Source organism: Paraburkholderia podalyriae (assembly GCF_014397785.1).
Classification (GTDB): Bacteria; Pseudomonadota; Gammaproteobacteria; order Burkholderiales; family Burkholderiaceae; genus Paraburkholderia; species Paraburkholderia podalyriae.
The window spans coordinates 1-2,495 of record NZ_VZQQ01000182.1; the positions used below are offsets into that span (position 1 = coordinate 1).

Here is a 2,495-nt window from a genome sequence, read left to right on the forward strand (position 1 = left end):
GCGACGCTGAAGGTGCTGGCTGAACTGTAGCCGACGCGCTGCGCAATCTCGGCGATGCGGCCTTCATGACGACGCAGCAGGTCCTTCGCGAGTGCCATGCGCCAGGCGAGCAAATATTCCATCGGCGCGATGCCGACCGTGCGACTGAAGCGCTCGAAAAAGGCCGAGCGCGAGAGTGCGGCCTCCTTCGCGAGTTCAGCAACGGTCCAGGCGCGTGTTGGATGTTCGTGCATCCCGCGGATCGCGGCCACGAGGCGGCCATCGGAAAGTCCGCGCACCAGGCCCGGCGACGCATTAGTCTGTGCCGCGGACCGCAGCGCTTCGATGAGCAGCACTTCCAGCAGTCGTGCGAGCACGACCTCGCGCGCGGGCCGCTGCTCCCGTGTTTCCTCTCGCACCAGTTGCACGAGCGTGGCCAGCCGTTGTTCGCCGCGCACATGCACGAGTTGCGGGAGCAGCGAGACCAGCAGCGATGCATCTGGTGAGCCGAAACTGCAGTGGCCGGCCACCATGCGCGCGTCGATGGGGCGATCGGGGTCGCCGATTCTGAATTCGCCGTCGCCCAGCGCGGCGGGCGGCCGCGTCTCGACGCCCGGCGACGGCGGCTCCAGGCTCGACATCGCTACGCCGTAAGCCGCGGGAATCAGGACAAAGTCGCCTGACAGGAGTTCGATGGCCTCATGTCCGTCGATCGCGATGCGGCAGCCGCCCTCGAGAATCACGCAATAGAACGGCTGGCCGGCGACCGAGCGGCTAATGTGCCAGGGACTCGCGCCGTGGACGAGCTTGGAGAACCGGGCGCCCGGCTGCAGCAGCGTCACGACTTCGGCCAACGGGTCAATCATTGCCGGACTCCTGCAAATGAAATTCGGATGATCGATTGTAGCAAGTACGGCCTTGGCGATTTATCGTACGGACACACGCCCTACAGGAGTCCCCATGAAAACCGTACTGAATCACCGGCTGCTCTTCCGGATTCGGCCTCGAGATCGCCCGTTACTTCCTCGCGCGCGACTGGCACGTCATCGCCACAATGCGCGTGCCGCGCGCGGATGTACTGCCGCCCGCCGACGGTCTGCGCGTGCTTGCGCTCGACATCACGGACCCGGACAGCATTCGCGCGACTGTCGAGGCCGCAGGGCCGATCGACGTCCTCGTCAACAACGCGGGGTTCGGCGCGGCGTCCCCGGCCGAATTAACCCCGATCGCCACGGTACGCGAAATTTTTGAAACCAACGCCTTCGGCACGATCGCATTGACGCAAGCGGTGCTGCCCCAATTCCGCCAGCGCAGGGCTGGTGTGATCGTGAACGTCACGTCGAGCGTGACGCTGAAGGCCCTGCCCCTGATTGCCGCATACCGCGCGAGCAAGGCGGCGGTGAATGCATTCACCGAATCGATGGCGATGGAGCTCGAGCAGTTCGGCGTACGGGTGCGGCTGGTGCTGCCGGGACGTGCGCCCGATACCCGCTTCGGAGACAACGCGCGCGCCCACATGCATGGCCTCGACCACGAAGCCTATGCGGACCTTGTCAAGGACGTTTTCGCGCGGATGCTGGATGCGTCTGCCCCGACCACCCGGGCGCAGGACGTCGCCGAAGCGGTGTGGCGCGCAGCGACCGATCCGTCGGCGCCAATGCGCCTCCCGGCCGGCGCCGATGCCGAAGCCTGGGCGGCCGAGACTCACTAACCCGCCAGCGGCATCGCGCTGAGCTGAACTGAAAAACGGAACCGGCTTTTGCGCGCTAAAGCGCAACACCACAAGGAGATTGCCATGCAGGACAAACCCGTCGCCCTGGTCACCGGGGCCAATCAAGGCATCGGCCTTCAGATCGCCAAGGATCTCGCGGCACACGGCTTCACTGTGCTGGTCGGGTCGCGCAATCTCGAACGCGGCGAGGCTGCGGCCAAGGAGGTGGGGCCGGACGGCCACGCGCTCCAGCTCGACGTGACGGATCAGGCTTCGGTCACAGCCGCGGCGGAGCGCGTAAGCAACGCCTTCGGCCGCCTCGACGTGCTGATCCAGAACGCCGCCATTTCGAACACGAAAAAGCGATCCGATCAGTCCGTCGAGGAGTACGCGAAGACGACCCGCCCGGGCAACGTGTCCCTCGATGAGATGCGCGCGGTGTGGGACACCAACGTGTTCGGCGTGCTCGCCGTTTATCAGGCGATGCTGCCTCTTCTGCGCGCGACGCCGGGCGCCCGCATCGTCAACGTGTCGAGCGGCGTTGGGTCGCTAACGACGAACTCGGACCCGGCCTTCGCCTACCGTGCGATCTTCGGCCCCGTCTATCCGGCGTCCAAAACGGCTCTCAACGCCTTGACGGTCGCCATGGCGATCGAGCTGGAACCGGACGGGATCAAGGTCAACGCTGTCTCCCCGGGCTTTACCAAAACGAACCTCAACGGCTATTTGGGCACCGAGACCGTCGAGGAAGGCGCTCGCGAAGCGGTGCGCGTCGCGCTGCTGGGCCCGGACAGCCCAACAGGGA

General features: G+C 65.8%; 2 protein-coding genes and 1 pseudogene. 2 read left to right on the forward strand and 1 reads right to left on the reverse strand.

Annotation, left to right across the window (positions count from 1 at the left end; genetic code table 11):
* The coding region (locus tag F6X42_RS42245) for an AraC family transcriptional regulator (protein WP_187639682.1) at positions 1-845 on the reverse strand (845 nt) is incomplete at its 3' end.
* A 94-nt stretch (positions 846-939) separates the two neighbouring features.
* On the opposite strand from F6X42_RS42245, the pseudogene F6X42_RS42250 reads away from it, so the two are divergent.
* Both F6X42_RS42250 and F6X42_RS42255 read left to right on the forward strand, forming a co-directional pair.
* Positions 940-1,690: pseudogene (locus F6X42_RS42250) on the forward strand (SDR family oxidoreductase).
* A gap of 84 nt (positions 1,691-1,774) precedes the next feature.
* The coding region (locus F6X42_RS42255; protein WP_187639683.1) for an SDR family NAD(P)-dependent oxidoreductase at positions 1,775-2,495 on the forward strand (721 nt) is incomplete at its 3' end.